The sequence below is a fragment of the Polaromonas sp. genome (assembly GCF_016185115.1).
Lineage (GTDB): Bacteria > Pseudomonadota > Gammaproteobacteria > Burkholderiales > Burkholderiaceae_C > Polaromonas.
In genome coordinates this window covers 227,883-245,779 of the sequence record NZ_JACPOF010000030.1, presented here as the reverse complement: position 1 = coordinate 245,779, position 17,897 = coordinate 227,883, and the positions used below count along the sequence as shown (strand labels likewise).

General features: G+C 59.4%; 17 protein-coding genes. 13 read left to right on the top strand and 4 right to left on the bottom strand.

Annotated elements, in window-relative coordinates:
• Nucleotides 1-10 precede the first annotated feature (10 nt).
• The 12 genes from HYX42_RS22130 to HYX42_RS22075 all read left to right on the top strand — a co-directional run bounded on the left by HYX42_RS22130 (nt 11) and on the right by HYX42_RS22075 (nt 12,682).
• The gene (locus HYX42_RS22130; RefSeq protein ID WP_293407318.1) at nt 11-1,063 is read left to right on the top strand and encodes a TRAP transporter substrate-binding protein; all 1,053 of its coding nucleotides are present in this window, start codon (nt 11-13) and stop codon (nt 1,061-1,063) included.
• Nucleotides 1,060-1,593: a TRAP transporter small permease subunit gene (locus HYX42_RS22125; protein ID WP_293407315.1), complete on the top strand. Its 534-nt coding sequence runs from the start codon at nt 1,060-1,062 to the stop codon at nt 1,591-1,593. Before HYX42_RS22130 ends, HYX42_RS22125 begins: the two co-directional genes overlap by 4 nt.
• 17 nt (nt 1,594-1,610) lie before the next feature.
• Complete coding sequence (locus tag HYX42_RS22120; RefSeq protein WP_293407313.1) at nt 1,611-2,921, top strand: TRAP transporter large permease subunit; 1,311 nt, start codon at nt 1,611-1,613, stop codon at nt 2,919-2,921.
• A 76-nt stretch (nt 2,922-2,997) separates the two neighbouring features.
• Nucleotides 2,998-3,714 (top strand): DUF1028 domain-containing protein, encoded by a 717-nt coding sequence (locus HYX42_RS22115; protein WP_293407311.1) that lies wholly within the window; start codon nt 2,998-3,000, stop codon nt 3,712-3,714.
• A 109-nt stretch (nt 3,715-3,823) separates the two neighbouring features.
• Nucleotides 3,824-5,320 carry a sigma 54-interacting transcriptional regulator gene (locus HYX42_RS22110; protein ID WP_293407309.1) on the top strand — a complete coding sequence of 499 codons (1,497 nt, stop codon included), beginning with the start codon at nt 3,824-3,826 and terminating at the stop codon, nt 5,318-5,320.
• Nucleotides 5,321-5,473: 153 nt separating this feature from the next.
• A complete protein-coding gene (locus tag HYX42_RS22105; RefSeq protein ID WP_293407307.1) occupies nt 5,474-6,661 on the top strand; it encodes a substrate-binding domain-containing protein in 1,188 nt (395 codons plus the stop codon).
• A 122-nt stretch (nt 6,662-6,783) separates the two neighbouring features.
• Entirely contained in the window at nt 6,784-7,614 is an 831-nt protein-coding gene (locus HYX42_RS22100) for an ABC transporter ATP-binding protein (protein ID WP_293407305.1), read from the top strand.
• Entirely contained in the window at nt 7,611-8,336 is a 726-nt protein-coding gene (locus HYX42_RS22095) for an ABC transporter ATP-binding protein (protein ID WP_293407303.1), read from the top strand. The genes HYX42_RS22100 and HYX42_RS22095 overlap by 4 nt, the downstream gene beginning before the upstream one ends.
• 88 nt (nt 8,337-8,424) lie before the next feature.
• Complete coding sequence (locus HYX42_RS22090) at nt 8,425-9,405, top strand: branched-chain amino acid ABC transporter permease (RefSeq protein WP_293407301.1); 981 nt, start codon at nt 8,425-8,427, stop codon at nt 9,403-9,405.
• A 103-nt stretch (nt 9,406-9,508) separates the two neighbouring features.
• The gene (locus HYX42_RS22085) at nt 9,509-10,591 is read left to right on the top strand and encodes a branched-chain amino acid ABC transporter permease (RefSeq protein ID WP_293407299.1); all 1,083 of its coding nucleotides are present in this window, start codon (nt 9,509-9,511) and stop codon (nt 10,589-10,591) included.
• 22 nt (nt 10,592-10,613) lie between these two features.
• On the top strand, nt 10,614-11,753 hold the full coding sequence (locus tag HYX42_RS22080) for an ABC transporter substrate-binding protein (protein ID WP_293407297.1): 1,140 nt from the start codon (nt 10,614-10,616) through the stop codon (nt 11,751-11,753).
• Nucleotides 11,754-11,791: 38 nt separating this feature from the next.
• Complete coding sequence (locus tag HYX42_RS22075) at nt 11,792-12,682, top strand: alpha/beta hydrolase (protein ID WP_293407295.1); 891 nt, start codon at nt 11,792-11,794, stop codon at nt 12,680-12,682.
• A gap of 6 nt (nt 12,683-12,688) precedes the next feature.
• Here the strand turns inward: HYX42_RS22075 and hemH are convergent, their stop codons facing one another.
• On the bottom strand, nt 12,689-13,789 hold the full coding sequence (hemH, locus tag HYX42_RS22070) for a ferrochelatase (protein ID WP_293407293.1): 1,101 nt from the start codon (nt 13,787-13,789) through the stop codon (nt 12,689-12,691).
• A gap of 29 nt (nt 13,790-13,818) precedes the next feature.
• On the opposite strand from hemH, the gene HYX42_RS22065 reads away from it, so the two are divergent.
• Nucleotides 13,819-14,517 carry an HAD-IA family hydrolase gene (locus tag HYX42_RS22065; protein ID WP_293407744.1) on the top strand — a complete coding sequence of 233 codons (699 nt, stop codon included), beginning with the start codon at nt 13,819-13,821 and terminating at the stop codon, nt 14,515-14,517.
• 191 nt (nt 14,518-14,708) lie between these two features.
• On the opposite strand, the gene hpnE is transcribed toward HYX42_RS22065, so the two are convergent.
• The 3 genes from hpnE to hpnC all read right to left on the bottom strand — a co-directional run bounded on the left by hpnE (nt 14,709) and on the right by hpnC (nt 17,882).
• Nucleotides 14,709-15,992, bottom strand: a complete 1,284-nt coding sequence (gene hpnE / locus HYX42_RS22060) for a hydroxysqualene dehydroxylase HpnE (RefSeq protein ID WP_293407291.1) — start codon at nt 15,990-15,992, stop codon at nt 14,709-14,711.
• A gap of 22 nt (nt 15,993-16,014) precedes the next feature.
• Entirely contained in the window at nt 16,015-16,857 is an 843-nt protein-coding gene (gene hpnD, locus HYX42_RS22055) for a presqualene diphosphate synthase HpnD (protein ID WP_293407288.1), read from the bottom strand.
• A 143-nt stretch (nt 16,858-17,000) separates the two neighbouring features.
• Nucleotides 17,001-17,882, bottom strand: coding sequence for a squalene synthase HpnC (hpnC, locus tag HYX42_RS22050; RefSeq protein WP_293407286.1), 882 nt, complete (start codon nt 17,880-17,882; stop codon nt 17,001-17,003).
• Between the last annotated feature and the right edge of the window lie 15 nt (nt 17,883-17,897).

Genomic DNA, 17,897 nt, shown 5'->3' with positions numbered 1-17,897 from the left:
AGGATTCACCATGAAAACCCGAATATTGACGCTTATTGCAAGTCTGGCCTTGAGCACATCTTCCTTCGCGCAGACCAAATGGGACCTTGCATCTGCGTTTGTTCCTTCCAACTTCCATGTTGAAAACCTGGTCCAGTTTGCGGGCGAGGTTGATAAGGCCACGGCGGGGCAGCTCAAGATCACCGTGCACTCGAACTCAACGCTGTTCAAGGCCAATGAGATCAAGCGCTCCGTTCAGGGCGGGCAGGTTCAGGCTGGCGAGATATTGATGACAGCCAATGAAAACGAAAGCCCCCTCCTTGGGGTCGATGGCGTGCCTTTCCTTGCCACAAACTACGCCAGCGCCCGAAATTTGTATGCGGCGCAAAAACCAGTACTGCAGAAGTACCTGCAAAAGCAGGGGCTCGTGCTCCTGTATTGCGTTCCATGGCCTGCTGCAGGTATTTATACAAAGCGGCCCATTGAATCGCTTGCAGATATGCGGGGCGTCAAATGGCGTGCGTATTCGCCTGCAACCACAAAGATGGGTGAGTTGATGGCGGCTCAACCGGTGTCTGTCCAGGCGGCGGAACTGAGCCAGGCCCTGGCAACGGGTGTTGTCGAGGCTTTCATGACATCCAGCCAGACGGGGGTCGACAGCCGCGTTTATGAACAGGTCAAGTATTTTTATGACCTTCGTGCGTCACTTTCAAAAAATGCCGTGATCGTGGGCGTCAAGGCGTTTAACGCGCTGGATGCAACCCAGCAGGCTGCTGTCATGAAGGCCGCGGCATCCGCAGAAGAGCGCGGGTGGAAGCTTAGTCAGTACTGGGACGAGACATCGAAGAAAACATTGGTTCAGAAGGGGATGACGGTCACCACTGCAACCCCCAAACTCTATGCGGATACCAAACAGCTGGGGGCAACCATGATTCAGGAATGGAAAAAGAAGGCCGGCCCGGAGGGAGAAATCATCATTGCCGACTATCTCAAACGTCAAACGGCGGCACCCATCCCCTTTGTTGCATCCGTGAGCGCGGATGCGGGCAAGCGACCCGCGTCGGACAAGGCAGGTCTCAAGTGAGGCGGGTTCTTGATCGTGTGTACATGCTTGGTGGCGTACTTGCGGCTGTCAGCGTGTTCCTGATTTGTGCCCTGATGATTTTCCAGAGTCTGGCGCGTGAGTTTGGTTTTAAAACAGCAGGCACGAACGACCTGGTGGCATGGTTGTGCGCTGCGGCAGCTTTCCTGTCCATGGCCCATGCCTTCAAGCACGGTGATTTTGTCCGGGTGACGTTGTTGTCTGAGAAAGTTTCTGACAGGACCCGCCGCCGCCTTGAACTGCTGTCCCTGTCGCTCGCCAGCGTGGCGGTTGGTTACCTCACATGGTGGGCTAGCAAATTTACATATGAGAGTTGGCAGTTCAATGAGATCGCCAATGGCATGGTGGTCATTCCACTCTGGATTCCGCAACTGTCTTTTGTAGTGGGCGCGTGGATGCTTCTGCTTGCCGTGGTGGATGAGATGTTTCTGGTCATGGGCGGTAGCGAACCAACGTACGTGGTTGCCGTGCGTGAGCGTCACGCCAAGGGCGATTTTTCATCTGACGTCTAACCTGTAAAAAGATTCATATGGAAATTCTTTATATCGGCCTTTTGCTTCTGGCCATCATGCTGGCGTTGCTGTCCAGTGGGCTATGGATTGCTATGACCCTGGCGATTTGCGGTTGGGTGGGGCAGGCTTTTTTTACAACTACCCAGCCCGGAAAAAATCTCTTCTCGGCCTTTTGGGACAGCAATGCTTCCTGGGAGCTGGCCGCACTTCCCCTGTTTATCTGGATGGGCGAAATCCTCTTCAGGACCAAACTCAGTGAAGAAATGTTCGAGGGCTTGGGGCCGTGGCTCAACCGGATTCCGGGGCGGCTCATGCATACCACCATCCTCGGTTGCGGAATTTTTGGGTCTGTCAGTGGTTCGTCTGCAGCGACATGTGCAACGATCTCGAAGGTGGCTTTGCCGGAATTAAAGAAGCGCGGCTACGATGAAAACCTGGCGCTGGGAGCTTTGGCCACGGGCGGTACTTTGGGTATTCTCATTCCTCCCTCCATCACGATGGTGGTTTATGCGGTTGCGGCAGATGCATCCATCATCCGTATTTTTCTGGCCGGCTTTCTGCCTGGCTTCCTTCTCATGGGCCTGTTCATGGGCTATATCGGCTGGTGGTCATACCGCAATCCCGACAAGGTACCGGCGGCCGATCCTTCGACGTCGTTCCTGGAGAAATTGAAGAAAAGCGGAAACTTGATTCCGTGTGCTGCGCTGATTGTTTTTATCGTCTGGGTGCTGGTCGCGGGCTACGCCACCGCCACTGAATGTGCTGCCTATGGTGTTGCGGGCTCGCTTGCAATCGCCGCCTGGGGGCGTTCGCTGACCTGGTCAAACTTTGTCGATGGCCTCATGGGCGCCACTCGCACCAGTTGCATGATCATGTTCATCCTCGCGGGCGCGGCATTTCTGACGAAAACCATGGCGTTCACGGGCGTACCGCGTGAACTGGCGGAATGGGTCAACAACATGCATTTGTCGCCGTATGCGTTGATTGGGGCGCTGGTATTTGTCTATCTGATTCTTGGAACCGCTCTGGACGGCATTTCCATGATCGTGCTTACCAGTGCCGTCGTGCTCCCCATGATCCAGAAGGCAGGTTTTGACCTGATCTGGTTCGGGATTTTCATCATTTTGCTCGTTGAGATCGCGGAGGTTACCCCTCCGGTCGGATTCAATCTGTTTGTGCTGCAGAACATGACGGGCAAAGATGGCAATGTCATTGCAAAAGCGGCCATTCCATTCTTTGTTTGCCTGGTGGTGTGCATCGCGTTGATCACCATCTTTCCTGCCATCGTGACCATCCTTCCGGATCTCGTCATGGGTGTTGAGAAGTAGTTTTGACGGCTTTCCGGCACCTTGCAGGCTGGACCGAGGCTGGCGGGCGGGTGTCGATCTCTTTTATCGAGGATTTATGACATACAGCATCATCGCCAGGTGCCCGCGTACGGGTAACGTCGGCATCGCCATTGCAACCTACACACTGGCCGTCGGTCAGTACTGTGATGGCTTGCTGTCACAGGTTGGCGCGACCATGAGCCAGGCATCTGTGCGGCAGGTCAACAACGGAATTGGATTGCGGTTGATCGCCCAGGGATTGAGTGCCGACCATGTGCTGCAAACCCTTGTGGTCAATGACCGTTTCCCCTCATTCCGGCAAATAGCCGTCATCGACCGTCATGGGCAGGCGGCCTGCCATACCGGTACCGATGCCCGCGACTGGAAAGGCCATCGTGTCCGCCCTGGACTGGTCGCCATGGGGAATGTGCTTTTAGGTCCTCAGGTCGTGGATGCAATGGTCGATGGCTTTGAGGCCCGGCCTTCAGACCATCTTGAAGACAGGTTGCTGAATGCGCTTGAACTGGGGCGGGACGCGGGTGGCCAGAGCAACGGTACGCGCCGCATGCCTGAAAGGTCGGCTGCGTTGATCGTGATGAGCAATCAGGACTACCCAAAGATCAACCTTCGCGTAGATTTGCACGACAAGGCGATCGATGAATTGAGAAGGGTATACGACAGATACCAGCTCTATGCTGATTACTACACCCGCAGGGACCTGGAGCCGTCAACGGTTCCCGGTCAGGAGGTTTTCGAGGAAAGCTTTGGTGGACAGACCTTCTGGCGACCCTGAGATCCTGCCTTTTGCCGATTGATTCAAGCCCAAAATACATCACAGGGTGGGAGGGGCGGTATTTCAAAAGCGCCGGTGTCCGAAGTGAAGGCGGCGTTACCATCCCTCCATGCAACCCTCCGTCACCACGCCGCAAGGCCTGCCGCGCGATGCCCAGAGCATTCTGGAGCTGGCGGCGCGGTCCATGTTCCATTTGTTCTCCAACATCAGCCAGGGCATGTTCCTGGTCGATATCACCGGCCGTATCGTCTGGCTGAACGACGGCTACAAACGCTTTCTGCCGGCGCTTGGTTTCTCGTCTGTTGATGAGTTTGTCGGCCACATGGTCGAAGATGTCATACCGAACACGCAGATGCGCCGTGTGCTGGAGACGGGGGAAGCCTTCCTGATCGACCTGCTGACCAATCGCGCCGGCACCTTTGTGGTCAGCCGCATACCGCTGCGTGATGAGAGCGGTGGAGACGTGATTGGCGCTATTGGCATTGTGCTGTTTGATCACCCTGAAACCACGCTGCAGCCGCTGATCAGCAAGTTTGCATTGCTGCACCGCGACCTGGACGACGCACGCCGCGAACTCGCCAGCCAGCGCTTGCGGCACACCGGCGGACAGCGGCAATCAAAGCATACGTTTGCGAGTTTTATTGGCACAAGCCCGGCGGCGGTGGAAGTCAAACGCCAGGCACGCCGCGCGGCACAGACATCCAGCCCTGTGTTGCTGCTTGGTGAAACCGGTACCGGCAAGGAGTTGCTGGCCCACGCGATTCATGCGGCCTCCGCGAGGGCGCGCGGGCCCTTTATCAGCGTCAACATCGCGGCGGTGCCCGACACCTTGCTGGAAGCCGAGTTTTTCGGTGTGGCTCCGGGCGCGTATACCGGCGCAGACCGCAAGGGGCGCGAAGGCAAGTTCAGCCTGGCCGATGGCGGCACGCTTTTTCTGGATGAGATCGGCGACATGCCGCAGGCGCTGCAGGCCAAGCTTTTACGGGCCTTGCAGGAAGGCGAGATTGAACCGCTGGGCTCGAACAAGCTGATTCCATTCGATGCACGCGTGATTGCTGCAACCTCACGCGACCTGGCGCTGCTGGTGCGCGAAGGCAAATTTCGTGAGGATCTTTTTTATCGGCTGAATGTCTTGCCGGTGCGCGTGCCTCCGCTGCGTGAGCGCCGGTCCGACATCCCCGCGCTGCTTGAAGTGCTGGGCGAAGAGATGGCGTCGCGCAGCGGTGACCGGCAACCTGAACTTTCACCCGATGCCCTGGCATTGCTGTCCGCGCAGACCTGGCGCGGCAACATCCGAGAGTTGCGCAACGTGCTCGAGCAATCGGCCATGCGCAGCGATTCGGCCAGCATTGGCCGTGCGCAGGTTGAAGAGGTGCTGAAGGAGTCTGGTATTGAACGCATTGCGCCTGCACTGGCTGTGACTGATGCGGCAGCCCTTCCCTCAGACCCCCTGCGACCACTTGCGGAGCAGGTCGCAGAGCTTGAACGCCGCGCCATTGCCGCCGCGATGGAGGCCACCGGCGGCAACAAGCTGGCGGCCTCGCGCATGCTGGGAATTTCACGCGCCAAGCTCTATGAACGTCTGGATAACCCTGATCGAAAATAATACATTTGTCTGATAATCGAACAAATTAATTGTATTTATTTCAGTCAATAATCCAGTGACTTAAAAAATGCCTATATAAATCAAGGGTTTGAAGCTGGCACGCCATGTGCAACCGTGGTGCATAGCTACTTGCAGTCATAACAGGAGACATCCATGTACCGTCGTACCCTCATCGCGCTTGCCGCGATCGCCGCCTCCCTCGTCTCGCCCCTGGCCATGAGCCAGTCCGGTGAAATCAAGATCGCCCACATCTACAGCAAGACCGGCCCGCTGGAAGCCTATGGCAAACAGACCGCCGTCGGCTTCATGATGGGTCTCGACTACGCCACCGGCGGCACCATGATGGTGGCCGGCAAAAAGCTGGTCGTGATTGAGAAAGACGACCAGGGCAAGCCTGACCTGGGCAAGTCGCTGCTCTCAGCTGCCTACTCTGACGACAAGGCCGACATGGCTGTCGGCCCTACGTCTTCAGGTGTTGCACTGGCCATGCTGCCGGTTGCCGAAGAGTACAAAAAGATTTTGCTGGTCGAACCTGCAGTGGCTGATTCGATCACCGGCGACAAATGGAACAAGTACATCTTCCGCACCGGCCGCAACAGCAGCCAGGACGCGATCTCGAACGCCGTCGCCATCGACAAGGCCGGTGTTACTGTCGCCACGCTGGCTCAGGACAACGCTTTTGGCCGCGATGGCGTGAAGGCTTTCAAGGAGTCCATCAAGAAGGCGAAGTTTGCGCATGACGAATACCTGCCTGCAGCCACCACCGATTTCACCGCTGGTGCGCAGCGCCTGATCGACAAGCTGAAAGACCAGCCAGGCCGCAAGATCATCTGGATCGTCTGGGCCGGCGCCGGCAACCCCTTCAAGATTGCCGACATTGACCTGAAGCGCTACGGCATCGAGATCGCCACCGGCGGCAACATTTTGCCGGCCATGGCCAGCTATAAAAACCTGCCCGGCATGGAAGGCGCGACCTACTATTACTTCGGCATCCCGAAGAACCCGGTCAATGAAGCCATGGTGGCCCAGCACTACAAACAGTTCAAGACGCCGCCTGACTTCTTCACCGCCGGTGGTTTCTCTGCCGCGATGGCCGTGGTCACTGCGCTGAAAAACAGCAAGGGCGATACGTCGGCCAATACGCTGATCAAGACCATGGAAGGCATGAGCTTCGACACGCCAAAAGGCAAGATGACCTTCCGCAAGGAAGATCACCAGGCCATGCAGAGCATGTACCACTTCAAGATCAAGGTCGACCCGGCGTTTGCATGGGGCGTGCCTGAGCTGGTGCGTGAGATAAAAGCTGAAGAGATGACAGTTCCTATCAGGAACAAACGTTAAGCGCGGTCTGCTTCAACTGTCATTGCGGGCTTGACCCGCAATCCATCCCCGCGTTCTTTGGGCATGGATCCCGGATCAGGTCCGGGATGACAGCCGGGGTCGGCAGCTAGCCAAACCAAAAAATGCTTCAAACAAAAGATCTCACGGTTCGCTTCGGCGGGCACGTGGCGGTGAATGCTGTCAGCTGTACTTTCCAGCCGGGCACCTTGACCGCCATCGTTGGCCCCAACGGTGCGGGAAAAACCACCTACTTCAACCTGATCTCGGGGCAGATCCGGGCGAGCAGCGGTGATGCTTTCCTCAATGGCAACAGCCTGGCTGGCCTGAGCCCTTCGGCCAGGACGCGTGCCGGCCTGGGTCGTGCATTTCAGCTTACGAATCTTTTCCCCAACCTGTCGGTGCTTGAGAATGTGCGCCTCGCCGTGCAGGCCGCACGTGCGGGCAAACATTTGCGCGGGTTGAATCTCTGGAGCATCTGGAGCGACCACAAGGCTCTGACGCAGCTGGCTGAGGAAGTGCTGGAGGCCGTGAGCATGGCGGGCAAGCGCCACACCACAGTGGCCAGCCTGCCGCATGGCGACCAGCGCAAGCTCGAAGTCGCCTTGCTGATGGCGCTTGAGCCGGATGTGTTCATGTTTGATGAGCCCACGGCCGGCATGAGCGCCGACGAAGCGCCCGTGATCCTCAACCTGATCCGCAAGCTCAAGAACGACAAACGCAAAACCATTTTGCTGGTCGAGCACAAAATGGACGTGGTACGCGAACTTGCAGACCGCATCATCGTGCTGCACAACGGCTCGCTGGTGGCTGATGGCGAGCCTTCAGAAGTCATTGCTTCGCCGGTGGTGCAGGAAGCTTACCTTGGGGTGAACCCCAAGGACGCTTTGGCGCAAGCTGACGCTCCCCCCCATCCCGGCCTTCCCCCTCAAGGTGGAAGGAGTGAGACACCATGAATGCGAATCTTCTAACTCTAGCGGGCGTTCATACCCACATCGGGGCGTACCACATCCTCCACGGTGTAGACCTTTCTGTCGCACGCGGCCAGCTCACCATGCTGTTGGGCCGCAACGGCGCGGGCAAGACCACCACGCTGCGAACCATCATGGGTTTGTGGCAGGCCTCGCAGGGCAAGGTCAACTTTGACGGCAAAGACATCACCGCGATGGAAACGCCGCGCATCGCGGGCCTGAATATCGCCTACGTGCCCGAGAACATGGGCATCTTCGCCGACCTGACAGTCAAAGAAAACATGTTGCTGGCCGCACGCAAGGCAGGCAATGCAAAGCAGATGGATGACGCCCGTTTGAAATGGATTTTTTCACTCTTCCCTGCGGTCGAGAAATTCTGGAACCATCCCGCCGGGAAGTTGTCGGGTGGGCAGAAGCAGATGCTGGCCGTGGCCCGTGCCATTGTCGAGCCACGCGAACTGCTCATCGTCGACGAGCCGAGCAAGGGCCTGGCGCCCGCCATCATCAACAACATGATCGACGCCTTCGCGCAGCTCAAGGCGACGGGCACCACGATCCTGCTGGTCGAGCAGAACATCAATTTCGCGAAGCGCCTGGGCGATCAGGTTGCGGTGATGGACAACGGCCGCGTGGTGCATGCCGGAACGATGCAGGCGCTGGCTGAAGATGAAGAACTGCAGAAATCGTTGCTGGGGTTGGCGATATGAAACGAACGCAGCGCCGGGCCGCTCCCAAGCAAGTTCGCGCCCCCTCGGGGGGCAGCGCAGTACATGAAATGACAAGCGTGGGGGCCCTATGAAGCTCGACTTTGACTGGAAGCCTTTACTTCTTGTACCTTTGCTGGCCGTATTGGTTTTGCCATTTATCGGTTCAACCTCGACCTGGATCACCCTGACCGTCGCGGGTCTTGCCATGGGCATGATCATCTTCATCATCGCCTCCGGTCTGACGCTGGTGTTTGGGCTGATGGACGTTCTCAACTTCGGCCACGGTGTGTTCATCGCACTGGGCGCCTTTGTGGCAACGACTGTGCTCGGCCTGATGAGCGACTGGACCGGCTCGCAAGAGTTGTGGCGCAACCTGGTCGCGGTGTTCCCCGCCATGCTGGTGGCGATGGCTGTCTCGGGTGCGCTGGGCCTCGCGTTTGAGCGTTTTATCGTGCGGCCTGTGTACGGCCAGCACCTGAAGCAGATTCTCATCACCATGGGCGGCATGATCATTGGTGAAGAGCTCATCAAGGTCATCTGGGGCCCTCAGCAGATTCCCTTGCCTTTGCCCGAAGCCCTGCGCGGCTCGCTCTTGCTGGGCGATGCGGCGATTGAAAAATACCGGCTGCTCGCGGTGCTCGTCGGGCTGCTGGTATTTGCACTGCTGGCCTGGACTTTAGGACGAACCAAGATAGGTCTCCTGATTCGCGCCGGAGTGCAGGACCGCGAGATGGTCGAGTCGCTCGGCTACCGCATCCGGCGACTGTTTGTTGGCGTGTTCGTGGTCGGCAGCGCACTGGCCGGCCTGGGTGGCGTGATGTGGGGCCTGTACCAGCAGAACGTGACGCCGCAGATGGGCGCTCAGGTCAATGTGCTGATCTTCATTGTCATCATCATCGGTGGGCTGGGATCTACGGGCGGTGCGCTGATAGGTGCTTTGCTGGTCGGCCTGATGGCCAACTACACCGGCTTTTTGTTGCCCAAGGTGGCGCTGTTTTCGAACATTGCTTTGATGATGGCAATTCTTCTTTGGCGTCCCCAGGGTGTTTATCCGGTGGCGAACAGATGATGCCCCCACGCTTTTCACTTCGTGTAATGCGCTGCCCCCCGAGGGGGCTGGCCTTGCTTGGGGCGGCCCGGCGCGGCGGCCGTCGTTGACTCACGGACACAAAATGCTCAAAAGACTCCTCTCCGACGACTTCCCGCGCAGCCGTGTGCTGGCCGTGATGCTGGTGCTGCTGCTCGTAGCACTTGCCGCTGCCCCCTTTATCTTTCCCGGCATCAAGGCGCTCAATGTTGCTGCCAAGGTGCTGATCTTTGTGGTGCTGGTCGCCAGTTTTGATTTGCTGCTCGGTTACACCGGCATCGTCAGTTTTGCGCACACCATGTTTTTTGGCATCGGTGCTTATGGCGTAGCAATTGCCACCACACGCATGGGACCGACCTGGACGGCGCTGGGTATTGGCATTGCCTGCGCGCTGCTGCTGTCTTTTGTGCTGGCCCTGCTGGTGGGCCTTTTTTCGTTGCGCGTGCGGGCCATCTTTTTTGCCATGATCACGCTGGCTGTTGCCTCGGCATTTCTGACGCTGGCTTCGCAACTCTCGGACATCACGGGCGGTGAGGATGGCCTGACCTTCAAGCTGCCTGAATTGCTGTCACCCAGTTTTGAGTTTTCAGAAACGCCTTTCCTGGGTGTCTCGCTTGACGGCCGGCTCCTTTGTTATTACATGCTGTTTGTCGTGGCGCTTGTGCTGCTGCTGGCCATGCTGCGTATCGTCAACTCGCCGTTCGGCCGCGTGCTGCAGGCGATTCGTGAAAACGAATTCCGCGCCGAGGCGATTGGCTACCGCGTGGTGGTTTACCGCACGCTGTCCAGCATTCTGTCTGCGCTGTTTGCCTGCCTCGCAGGCGCCATGCTGGCGATCTGGCTGCGCTACAACGGGCCTGACACTTCGCTGTCGTTTGAAATCATGATGGACGTTCTGCTCATCGTTGTCATCGGCGGCATGGGCACGATTTACGGCGCGGCCCTGGGCTCTGCGGCATTCCTGGTGGCGCAAAGCTACCTGCAGGATTTGCTGCGCCTGGGCAGCGAAGCTTCTTCTTCCATTCCCTGGCTTGCCGCCTTGCTGTCGCCCGACCGCTGGCTGCTCTGGCTGGGTGTTCTTTTTGTGCTTTCGGTGTATTACTTTCCCACCGGCGTTGTGGGGCGGCTCAGGGCCGCAGGGGTTCAGGGAACAACCGGCAAGGCCTGAAAAGGCAACACAGGAGACAAAAATGAGAACGTTTAAACAATGGGGTTTGCAGGCCGGCGCAGCGCTGGCCATTTGCTGCTGGGCGGGGCTGACGTCCGCGGCTGATCTGGTGATTGGCCAGGTGGCGCCGCTGTCGGGCGTGCTGGCCAGCACCGGGGCGCAGATGGTTGTGGGTGGGAAGATCTATTTCGACCACATCAATGACCAGGGCGGCATTCACGGCGCCATGATCAGGCAGGTGGTGGTCGACGACGCCTACAAGGTTGATGAAACCTCACGCCTGACGCGCGAAATGCTGGCGCGGCCCGAGGTCGTTGCGCTCTTCGGTTTTGCCGGTACGGCCAATGTCACCAAGCTGCTGGATGATGGCATTCTGGATGTGGGCGGCGCGGCGCTGGTCGCACCCTACACCGGCGGCGAGGCCTTGCGCACGCCGTTCAATCCGTGGATCTTTCACGTGCGTGCAGGTTATGCCGATGAAGCCGAACACATGGTGCAGCAGCTCACCACGCTGGGCATGAACCGCATTGCAGTGATGTACCAGGACGATGGGTTTGGCAAGGCGGGTTTGCTGGGCGTGACCAATGCACTTGCGAAACGAAACCTGAAACTCGCTGTGGCTGCGGGTTACGAGCGCAACACCGACAAGGTCGATGACGCCGTCAAAAAGATCAAGGCATCGGATGCGCAGGCCATCATCATGGTGTCGGTCAACAAGTCAACCGCAGCTTTCATGAAGCAGTACCGCGAGAACGGGGGCGGTGCGCAGCTCTACAACATCTCGGTGGTGGACCCGGCCGAACTCGTCAAGCTGGCGGGCCTGAAGAACGCCCACGGCCTGGGCATCAGCCAGGTCGTGCCTTACCCTTTCATGGCCAACCTGCCCGTGGTGCGTGAGTACCAGGCACTGCTTAAAAAATACGCGCCAAAAGAGCAGGTCAACTACACCAGCTTTGAAGAGTTTGTCGGCGCCAAGGTGCTGGTTGAGGCATTGCGCCGCGCTGGCCCCAACCCGACACGTGCAAAGGTCGTCAAGGCGCTCGAATCAATGGGCAGCTTTGACACTGGTGGCATCACTGTCGGCTTTTCACCCAGCAACCGGGTCGGCTCGCGCTATGTCGAGGTGACCGTCATCGGCAGCACCGGCAAGCTGCTCAAGTAAACCGCAACCCAAAGCAGAAGTACAGGAAGCCAGCGCCCATGTCATTTACCTCGCATTACCTGACCTGCGCAGGACGCGAAATCCACTACACCGAGTGGGGCGCGCAGCACAAGGACGTGGTGATCGCCTGGCACGGGCTGGCCCGTACCGGCCGTGACATGGACGAGCTGGCCGACTACCTGAGTGCGCGTTACCGCGTGATCTGCCCCGACACCATAGGCCGCGGCCTGAGCCAGTGGAGCCCGCGGCCCACGCATGAGTACTGCCTGAGGTTTTATGCACGCATCGCGGCCTCGCTGTTCGAGCAGCTCAACATCGAAAAAGCGCATTGGGTGGGTACCTCGATGGGTGGGGCGATTGGCATGGTCTGCGCATCCGGCCTTTACCAGCCGGGCATGAAGGGCCGCATCAAAAGCCTCACGCTCAACGACAACGCCCCGCAGCTGGCCGACGAAGCCATCGCCCGCATCAAGGCTTACGCGGGCAATCCGCCCACCTTTGCGACGGTGGCCGAGCTTGAAGCCTTCTTTCGTGTGGTCTACAAACCCTATGGCTGGCTCAGTGATGCGCAGTGGCAGCGTCTCACCGAGACATCCACCCGCCGCCTGCCCGACGGCCGTGTGACACCGCATTACGACCCGGCCATGGTGCAGCAGTTCACCAGCCACCCGAACGACTACCTGATCTGGGACCATTACGACGCGATCAACATCCCTGTGCTGTGCCTGCGCGGTGCTGAGTCAGACCTTGTGCTGCGCGAGACGACCTGCGAGATGCTGCGGCGCGGCCCCGGCAGCCTGGGCCTGGCGCGGGTGATAGAGATTGAAGGCTGCGGCCATGCGCCGGCCCTGAATGTGTTGGGCCAGCTTGAAAAGATATCGTCGTTTATCGAGGCCAGTGAACGCGCCGAGCGTTCGGCCTGTTATTAGCAGGTCTTAGTCCGCTGCGCCCAGTGCCAGTGCGGCTGCGCGGGATGCAGCCAGCTCCCCTGGCTGACCGGGTTGCGTAGTCCAGCCGCCCAGCTGAGCTGTGCTGAAGTCCGCCAGCGCACTTATCCACGCCGGGCTGTCGTTCAGGCATTCGATGTAGTTGAAGGCCTGGCCGCCGGCTTCGATAAAAGCGTGGCGCGCTTCCATGTTGATTTCTTCCAGCGTCTCCAGGCAGTCGCCTGTAAAACCCGGGCAGACCACATCGACGCTTTTCACGCCGCCCTGTGCCATCTGTACCAGCGTGGGCTCTGTGTACGGCTCCAGCCATTTCGCCTTGCCAAAGCGCGACTGGAAGGTGAGTCTGTACTGTTGCTTGTTGAGGCCCAGATTTTCAGCCAGCAGGCGCGCGGTTTTGTAGCACTCGCAGTGGTAGGGGTCGCCGAGTTTGAGGGTGCGCTCGGGCACGCCGTGAAAGCTCATCACGAGTTGATCGGCCTGGCCGTTTGCGGCCCAGTGCTCGCGGATTTTGCCGGCCAGCGCGCTGATGTAGCCGGGGTCGTCGTGATAGCGGTTGACGAAACGGAACTCGGGCAGGTGTCGGATGTTAGCAGCCCAGCTGTAGACCGCATCACACACGCTGGCCGTGGTGGTGCCGCTGTACTGCGGATAGGCGGGAAGAATGAGGATACGGGTCACGCCGTCTGCCTTGAGGGCGTCAAGCTGCGAGGCGATGGACGGGTTGCCGTAGCGCATGGCGTAACGCACCTCGACGGCATGGCCCCGGGCAGCCAGCTTTTCGCCCAGCAGGGCAGCCTGCTTTTGTGTCCAGACCTTGAGCGGCGAGCCTTGCTCCATCCAGATGCTGGCGTACTTGGCGGCAGATTTTTTCGGCCGCACGCGCAGGATGATGCCGTGCAGAATCAGCCACCAGATGGCTTTGGGAATCTCGACCACTCGGTGGTCGCTTAAAAATTCGCCGAGGTAGCGCCGCAGCGCCGGCGCGGTCGGCTCGTCGGGTGTGCCGAGGTTGCAGTACAGGATCGCAGTGCCTGATGCGGCCCTGGGTGGCTGGCCGTGCTTGAAGGTGGGTTCGGTCGCAAAAGACATGGGTTATTCTCGCCTACAACATGTCTAATCTGCTCGACCTGAAACTGGTCAAGGCCATTACGCTGGACCTTGACGACACCCTCTGGCCCGTGTGGCCGGTGATTGAAAGGGCCGAGAAGGCGCTTGAGAACTGGCTCAGTGAACGCGCCCCCATGACGGCGGCATTGTTCTCCAACCCACAGGTGCGCAGCGAGATCCGCGAGCACATTGTGCGCACCCGGCCCGAGCTCAAGCACAACATGAGCGCCATACGCCGCGAGGCCATACGCCTGGCGCTGTACCGGTCAAAAGAAAACCCGCTGCTGGCCGAAGAAGGCTTTGAAGTCTTTTTTGCCGAACGCAACCGGGTAACGCTGTTTGAGGACGCACCGCACGCGCTGGCTTTTCTGGCAGAGCGCTTTCCGCTGGTGGCGCTGTCCAATGGCAATGCCGATATAGAGCGTGTGGGCCTTGGCAAATTCTTCAAGGCCAGCATCAGTGCGCAGTCCTTTGGTGCGGCCAAACCCGACCCGCGGATTTTTGTGGCGGCTGCGGGCGCGGTGGACACATCGCCGGCCAACGTGCTGCATATTGGCGACGACACCATGCTCGACGTGATGGGCGCGCTGAACGTGGGCATGCAGACGGTCTGGGTCAACCGCGCGGCTTATGTCTGGAAGCACGAAGAGACGCCGCACTTGTCCGTCACAAGCCTGACCGAGTTGTGTGACCTGATCAGGGCTGCCTGAGGCGGTTCGCAAGAGATTTTTAACGTATAAGTTAAAAAATTAACATGTACGTTAAAATTTGATGCCGGGGCAGTGCAGGCAGGCTTCCAAAGTCGCGAAAACAGCCAAAAAAGGCCTGTTTTAAGGCATTAAAACGGCTGCAGGCCAATAAATACGCACGTGAGCAGCTATTGATTTAATAGCAAGAAGCGTCACAACCCACGTGCAGCCACCAACCCCGAGCGCACCGCACCTTCCAGCGTGGCCGGGTAGGGGCCATCCACATAGTCGCCACACGCCAGCAGGTGCTGCGCAACATGCATGGCCGGGCGGTGCAGGCCGGGTGTGCAGGCGAAGGTGGCGCGTTTTTCGACAATCGTCTGCAACACCAGGAGGCCGGCAATGCCCAGTTGCGCCGCTGCCTGCTTCTGTACCTGCTCACCCAGCGTTGCAGCGCTGCCGTGGCTGGCGCTGATGACAAAAGCCAGCAGCCCGGCCGGGCCGCCCAGCTGGCCGCGGTCAAAAACGAACTGGGCTGGAAACTCTTCGCCAGAGCGCAGAGCCAGCATGGGCAAGGCCAAACGCGCGCCTGGGGCCATGGCATAGACGGTGGCAATCGCTTCATGCTCAAGTGCGCGGGCGCTCGCGATCCAGCCGTCGCAGGGCAGGGCAGTCGTCTCCACCAGCCGCGCGGCTTCCTGTGGCTGGCAGGCGAGGACCACCTTGTCAAACACCTGGGCGGTGTCTGCGTCCGCAGCATCAAGCTGCAGTTGCCAGCCTGCGTTTGTTCTCTTGAGGGCCTGCACGCGCGCGCCGATATTGACAAGTCCACCGTTCGCCTTCAAACAGTGACACGCGGCATCGGGCAGCAGCGCGCCTAGGTCCAGGCGCGGCAGCAGCAGGTTGGAGCCGCCGCTCACTGAAAACAGCGAGTCGTGCAGCACGCGCAGGAAGACCTGGCCGCTGGAGCGCTCGGGCGGCGTGTTGAGCGCAGACACACAGAGCGGCTCGATAAAAGTCGCCATGATGCGTGGCGGCAGTCCCTTGCAGATGTCGGCGACCGACAACGCAGGCGCACATTCGAAGTTCTTTAGCCGCCAGCCGGTGGCGACCCTGATCAGCGCGAATTTTTCGCCCCATGACCAGCCGCGCGCGGTGAGGATTCCCCATACCGCATCCAGCGGGGCGGGCCGGTTTGGCAGTTTCAGTCCATCGCCATCAGGAAACTGCAGCGTGAGCGGCATGCGCAGCAGCCCGGCGCCGGAATCGACACCAACATCCTTCATGAGTTGCAGGGTGTCCGTGTAGGCACCGATCAGGATGTGCTGGCCGTTGTCGAGTGCCAGCGCTTGGCCCTGATATTCAAGCTCGACCTTGCGCGCACGGCCACCGACGGTGCGTGCGGCTTCAAACAGGGTGACCTGATGGCCAAGCCATGTGGCTTCAACCGCTGCGGCGCAGCCCGCCCAGCCGGCGCCTATGACTGCGACTTTCATGCGGCCAAAAAACGGCGGGGCATCACTGGATTTTTCCGAATGCCTGGGTCTTCCACGCCAGCCAGAACTTGCGCAAAGGCGTCAGGCTGACGCGCTGGTGCAGCACCTGGTAGTTATCAAGAGCAATCTCTCGCAGCAGGGTGCGGTAAATGCTGGCCATCATCAGGCCGGGTTTTTGCGAGCGGCGGTCTGCGTCGGGCAGCATCGCAATCGCTTCGTCGTAAAGCGCCAGCGCGCGGTCGGTCTGGAACTTCATCAGCGCCGTGAAGCGGTCTGAATACTGGCGCTTGAGGATTTCATGCGCCTTCACGTCAAACTGCTGCAGCTCGTTGACAGGCAGGTAAATGCGGCCGCGCATCGCGTCTTCACCCACGTCGCGAATGATGTTGGTCAGCTGGAAGGCCAGGCCCATCTTGTGGGCGTAGGTCGTTGTTTCTTCCTGCGTCTGGCCGAAGATGCGGGCCGCGACTTCACCCACGATGCCGGCCACCAGGTGGCAGTAGCGCTGCAGGGCAATGAAGTCGAGGTAGCGGTTTTGCTCCAGGTCCATCTGGCAGCCTTCAATCACAGCCTGCAGGTGCCGCTCTTCGATCCTGTAGGCGGCCGTGAGTGGCATCAACGCCTTCATCACCGGGTGCGTCGGCTGGCCGGCAAATGATTTGGCGACTTCTGTCTGCCACCAGGCCAGCTTGGTGCGGGCCACGCCAGGGTCCACCACTTCATCGACCACATCGTCGATCTCGCGGCAGAAAGCATAAAAGGCGGTGATGGCGGCGCGGCGTTCTTTGGGAAGGAACAGGAATGCGTAATAAAAACTGCTGCCTGAAGCGGCGGCTTTTTCCTGTACGTATTGTTCTGGCGTCATCGCTTCAATTGTTGCATGTGTGGCCCCCACGTTTGTTCGCTTCGCGTAACTCTCTGCCCCCCCGAGGGGGCCGCTGCGCCTGCAGCCTGGCAAAGCCAGTTCTGCGGCCCCTGCTTGCGAAGACATCGCTTCGCTTTCTGAGTTCACATCCATAGGGCGCGCCAGCCCATAACTGCTGCGTCCCACTTATTGAGTTTGGGTCGCGTCTGCAGCGTTGCGAAGTCAAGGCGCTCAATTTTTTCGGCAATGCGCAATCCGCCCTGAACGACGAGCCGCAATTCCCAGCCCGCGCGGCCAGGCACGGCCTTGACCAGCGGTGCGCCCTCACGCATCAGCGATTTCGCCCATAAGACATTGGCTTTCACCAGCGCCGTCGTGGCCGGGTTGATCTCGCGCGAAAGCAGCATCGCTTCGTCAACGCCATGTGCGGCCCAGCTGTCTGCGGGCAGGTAGATGCGTCCGTTCGGGATATCCACGTTGAGGTCTTGCCAGAAATTGATGAGTTGCAGTGAGGTGCAGATACAGTCGCTGCGTTTGAGTGATGCTTCGTCTTTCACACCGTAAAGATGCAGCAGCAGGCGCCCCACGGGGTTGGCAGAGCGGCGACAGTAGTCGAGCACGTCCCACTGGCTGGAATAACGCTTCTTGACCACGTCCTGTTCGAAGGCGCTGAGAAGGTCGGCAAGCAGGTGTACCGGCAGGTTGAACTGTGCGATGACGGTCTTCAGGGGGACAAAAACCGCGGCCCAGCGCATGGATACGGGCCGGCTTGCGGCGCAGGCCAGCAGGTCGTCGTGATAGGCGGCAAGATCGGCCAGCCGGGTGTGGGCGTCGGCATCGCCTTCGTCTGCAATGTCGTCTGCCGTGCGCGCGAACCAGTAAATGGCCGCAATCGCAGGGCGCAGTCTGGGTGGGCAAAGAAAAGACGCTACCGGGAAGTTTTCATAGTGGCTGACTCCCTGCGCAAGCCCGGCCGCGCCGTGCACAGGGCGCTCTGGATTGCCGGAATGACTGCCTTGATTCATGCCTGAGATTGTCGC